This window comes from Agathobaculum sp. LCP25S3_E8 (assembly GCF_052117165.1).
Lineage (GTDB): Bacteria > Bacillota > Clostridia > Oscillospirales > Butyricicoccaceae > Agathobaculum.
In genome coordinates, this window is the sequence record NZ_JBQKJR010000108.1 from 1 (window position 1) to 5,012 (window position 5,012).

At 49.8% G+C, this 5,012-nt stretch carries 6 protein-coding genes; all 6 read left to right on the forward strand.

Going from position 1 to position 5,012, the window contains the following annotated elements:
• Window positions 1-220: hypothetical protein (locus ACTQ34_RS17480; protein WP_441364881.1), on the forward strand; the 220-nt coding region annotated here is incomplete at its 5' end.
• 16 nt (window positions 221-236) lie between these two features.
• The gene (locus tag ACTQ34_RS17485) at window positions 237-683 is read left to right on the forward strand and encodes an RNA polymerase sigma factor (protein WP_441364886.1); all 447 of its coding nucleotides are present in this window, start codon (window positions 237-239) and stop codon (window positions 681-683) included.
• The gene (locus ACTQ34_RS17490) at window positions 684-2,351 is read left to right on the forward strand and encodes a hypothetical protein (protein WP_441364882.1); all 1,668 of its coding nucleotides are present in this window, start codon (window positions 684-686) and stop codon (window positions 2,349-2,351) included.
• A gap of 207 nt (window positions 2,352-2,558) precedes the next feature.
• Window positions 2,559-3,518 (forward strand): hypothetical protein, encoded by a 960-nt coding sequence (locus ACTQ34_RS17495; protein ID WP_441364883.1) that lies wholly within the window; start codon window positions 2,559-2,561, stop codon window positions 3,516-3,518.
• Window positions 3,519-3,535: 17 nt separating this feature from the next.
• Entirely contained in the window at window positions 3,536-4,756 is a 1,221-nt protein-coding gene (locus ACTQ34_RS17500) for an immunoglobulin-like domain-containing protein (protein ID WP_441364884.1), read from the forward strand.
• 26 nt (window positions 4,757-4,782) lie between these two features.
• Window positions 4,783-4,920, forward strand: coding sequence for a helix-turn-helix transcriptional regulator (locus ACTQ34_RS17505; RefSeq protein WP_441364885.1), 138 nt, complete (start codon window positions 4,783-4,785; stop codon window positions 4,918-4,920).
• Window positions 4,921-5,012: the final 92 nt, after the last annotated feature.

A 5,012-nucleotide genomic window follows, 5' to 3' on the forward strand; every position in this document is an offset into this window, starting at 1 on the left:
CGGGGATGGGATATTACTACAAAGTCTGCCGAAACGGAGGCAGTATGTTGTTGCCGATGAAGTGCGAAGCCTTGCCGGAAAATCAGCAGATGCCTCCAAGAGCACTTCTGAGCTGATAGAAGGCTCCGCCGTTTCCGTACAGGCCGGTATGAAGATACTGGAGCCGTTCCGAGACTGCAATCACAGAGACCGCCTCGAAGTACGGCAGCTACCTCAATAACATTTCGTACAATATCCTGGTCAACCGGGAGGATGCGCAGGAGTGCGTCAACGATACATACCACGACGCATGGAACTCCATGCCGCCCCATCGCCCTTCCATCCTCTCGACTTTCCTCGGGAAGATCACACGCCGTATCTCCATCGACCATTGGAGAAAACTGAACGCTGAAAAGCGTGGCGGCGGTGAACTGGCTCTTGCCCTGGATGAGCTGGAGGACTGCGTTTCCGGCTCCGGCAGTGTGGAGGATGAGATCCAGCGCCGGGAGCTGGCCAAGCTGTTCAATGGTTTTCTGAACACGCTTCCTACCACGGAGCGCCGGGTGTTTCTCTGCCGGTACTGGTATATGGATTCTATCCAGTCCATTGCCCAGCAGTTCGGCTTCTCCCAGAGCAAGGTCGCATCCATGCTGCATCGGACAAGAGCAAAGCTCCGGACGGTGCTTGAAAAGGAGGGCTACTAAATGAAATCCAATGATTTGATCGATATTATCGGTGAAGCTGCCGATGAGCATATCAGAGATGCAAAAAGCGCAAAGAAAAAGGCAATGCCCCGATGGGCAAAATGGTCTTCGGCGATTGCGGCCTGCCTGGTTGTTGTGGTTGGAATTGGAAGTTATCTGCTGCCAAGAATGGGCGGAAACTCTGCTCCGGGAAGCAGCGCAGTAGGAGAGGGCCATGATGAGGGAAGCGTATTTATGTCCTATGCAGGACCAGTATTTCCTCTGACACTGCGCGACGAAAACAGTACTATATCTGCCGGGCGAAACATCACTATGGACTTTGCTCCGTGGATGCCTGTGTGGGTATCCAACGAGGAACAGGCTGCCGCTCTTACAAACATCACCGAAGCGGAGCGTCAGGAAGCTCTGGATGAATATAACGAGTGGTATCCCGATGGTGGTTATTATCAAAGTTCGGGCAACATCATCATTACAGATTCCTACGTGCTTACAAACGAGAGCCCAACGGAACAAACAATTCAAGTGTTATATCCGTTTGCATCAAACCTCCGCGGTTTAGATGAAACCCGCCCAACCCTCACTATTGGAAACGAAATACTGGATACAACGCTGTATGTCGGAACTTATGCCGGTGGTTTCCAAGGTGCTTGGGAAAACTGGGCAGAGACTGGAGAAAATCCCGGCTCTTTGAATTTGCAGGGATTTGAAAGCTGGGAGGGCTACCAGGGCTTGCTCTCCGACGGAACATATCTCCAGAAAGCGTTAGGCGGTTATATTGACTTGTCCCATATTCCTGTAACGGTTTATGAGTTTACGGATGCGTGGGGACCGGAAGAGAATGATGATGCAGGCATTCCCAATCCGACGATCCGAGTCATGTTTGAAATGGACTTTGATAAGTCCAAGGTGCTTTCCTATAACTTCAACGGTGGCTATTATGACAGCGATAATGGGGTCATGGGCAAAAGTTTCTCTATCCGCGAAGAATGGGAACGAGGATATGGCACTCCGTATTACCTCATCGTAATCGGAGACGATATTCAAAACCTTCAGTACCAGGGATATGTTACTGGTGGTTGGGATACCAAGAAAACGGTTGAAGCCGGTGTTGCGATCAACCGTACTGAAACTAACTTGGAGGAAGCACTTAGACAGGCAGCAAATTACAACTACCAAGAAATCATTGACGCAAATAATTATTTTGAATTAGAGGCTGAATATGGTTTTGAATTGTATTATGGCCTGCTGAAAGAGCATCTGGTAGAGTACGGTATTCTCTCTGAAAACCAGATGGAACGCTATGACGGCGGAAGCATTGAAAACCTGGATGTAGTAGGTGTAAGCCGCGTGTGCTGGATCGAAGCTGAAATTACAATTCCCGCAGGCGAAAGCATAACACTCAACGCAACCTATGAAAAAGAACCGAGTTTTGATTTCCATTGTGCCGCATCTGAAAACAAGGGAGTTAGTGGATATGACCTTGTAACAGCGCTTGGTAGTAATCTGGCATTTACGCAGCAGACAGCTTGTTTGGAAGATCGTGGGCAAATTGAAATCGTTCGACAGAACTTTGGTTTTGACCTTGCAAACGGTATCAAAGAGGTGGTTCTTGATTTGAATAAACCCCATTACTATCTGGAAGTTAAATCCCCCGAAGCGCAGGAATGAATGTTCACAATCCCCATCTTGATTATGTTACTACAATAGAGTAAACTGTAGGTAGAAAAGCAAAATTGACGGCGATCTGGCACTTTTTACAGCGCCGGATCGCCGTTGCGCTTTCATTCGCACACCTGTTGTCTGGAACATTTCGGCATTTTTTGCGTCTATTATAATAGAGGTTTTACACCTGTTCCGGAAGGAGGTCACTCGAAGATGAAAAGATATATTGCGCTGCTCCTGGCAATCGCCTGCGTTCTTGCGTTGGCAGGATGCGGTCCCCACACGGAAACGGACTACCCGGCCGCGATCATGGCAGAGGGCACTATTTACCTGAAGTCAGCTGCTGCCATGCCTGCTGAAATTGACGAGAGCGCCATCATCGGGTACACCAACTCCTATACGGATACCTATCCCGAAAAGGATGGCGAGACTAATTTCAGCAGGGAGCTAAATCTGCCCTACGCCAGAGTGGAGGGCGGCATTGCAGTCCTCTATGAGAATGAATGGTACCTGTGTACGCCGAAGGATGAGGATGCTGGCGCTGGCGGTGGAACGATTTCGTTCTATGCGGAGCCCACACGCGAAGGCACGGACCCTGTTGATTACCACTGCTCGTCTATCTCCAAGAAGCAGGCAGAGGAACTGAGGAAAATTATTGATGATGTGGACACATGGGTAAACGATGCCCTTGTTGACCGTCTGGCCTATTCCTTTGACGGACACATTGAGTTTGCCGGTGATAAGAAGCTGTACTATTTCTCCTATGAGTACAATGTGATTTATTTCAGTCAGCAGTTCGCAGAGATCCCCGCGGAGGATATGCAGGTCATCAAAGATATTGCTACGTCCAAAGGTATGCCTGTGGATCTGCATCTGGAGCAGCCGGGGAGTTTCTCCTATGCCGAGGTAACGGCCACATTCAAGTCTGGTGACTCTGGCGTAAAGAGCGAAGGTTTCGTGAATACCGAGTTTGCTCCTATCAGCAGGATTTGGGATGTTATGACGCAGGCTCTGAACGAATGCACCATCGAATACGATACGGTGAACGTCAATTATGACGAGGCGGCGAAGGTCTGGGAGGTCACATATTCGACTGCAAATACTCTGGGCAACTGCCAGAGCGTGTATATGGATGAAAACGGCGTGACGCTGCTGATCGTCTACGGTGAGTGAGGATTGGAGGTAAAGTGATGAAAAAACTGATTTCAATACTTGTTCTCTCGTTGAGCCTTCTTCTTTGCCTGACGGCCTGCGGCTCCAAGATGCCCTATGACCTCTCTGGTACAGCTTCTGTTGAGCTCCACGCCTACGATAATAACTCGACAGAGCCATTTGCCAAAATCGTCGTGGACGGTGAGGATGTTGCGACCATCGTGGAGATGTTCAATTCCCTGAAACTGAAAGAGATGAAATATACTGAGCCGTCCATCAATGGCTATGACTTCTGGTTTAAGGATGCGGACGGAAACGAGATTGCCAAGCTCTCTTTGCCTTATGGTTCATCTCCGTGGGTGGTTGTTGGAGCAACAGCCTATCAGGATGTAAATGGCGGTGTTGATCTTGATTATCTGGCTCAGTTGGTAGACATGACGGTGTCTGCTGGCCCGATGCAGCCGGAAGACGGTGCTGACCATAATGCACCTGTTGAGCCATTATTCTACAAGTCGGCTCCTGGGCTGTCCGTTCAGCATGATGGTCAGAGCGTGCGGGCTCTGAAGGGTACATCTTCCTGGCAATACATGAATCCTGACGGCATCTCTACAGGAATTGAAGCGGACAGTATGCACCCGCTGGATGCCAAAGAGTATATGCCTGTTCTCCCTGCGGTGGAGGGCGAGGTATGGCTGGTGTTTGATACTGCACCGGACGAAATCACCGTAAAGGCATGGCCTGTTTCCCTGTGGGGAAATCTGGATGCTGTGGACGAAGCGATTGCCGTACCTGTTTCCGGGGAGAAAATCACACTTCTGGAGGGCGGACACATTTACGAAGTGTTCGCCAAGTGGACTCGATTTGAGGAGTTCGGCGGTGCGCAGTATTATTCCTTCTGCACTTCTCCGCTCGGCGTGACGCTGACTGCGGAGGATGTGACACCCAATGGACTCACACTGGTCTGCGCCCAATCCGGAGGCGCACCCTCCGGAGAACTCCAGACTGGCAGCCGCTTCTGGCTTGAGGTCTACAGCGAGGGCAACTGGTTTCCCGTAAAAGACGATATGGAGGATGTTTTCTGGACTATGGAGGCATGGTCCATCCCCAGAAACAAGCGTGTGGAATGGAGCGTGAGCTGGGAGACCCTGTACGGTTCGTTACCTACCGGTCAGTATCGAATTGGAAAGGAAATCATGGACTTTCGGGCCGGTGCTGATTATGATGAGTACAACTATTATGCCGTGTTTACCGTAGAGTAAGGAGGTGCGGAGAATGAAGAGATTCTATGGACGCGAAGAAACTGGGACAGTTCATTGCCGAGATTCGGAAGGAAAAAGAAATGACGCAGGCAGAGCTGGCCTCTAAGCTCCATGTAACAGATAAGGCCATCAGTAAATGGGAACGAGGAGTTTCCCATAGTTAAAGATACCACACCAAACATAACAACACCACGCTTATACGGGACTTAGCACACCCCAAAAGAACATACAGAAATCCCCCATAAGCAACAAGGTT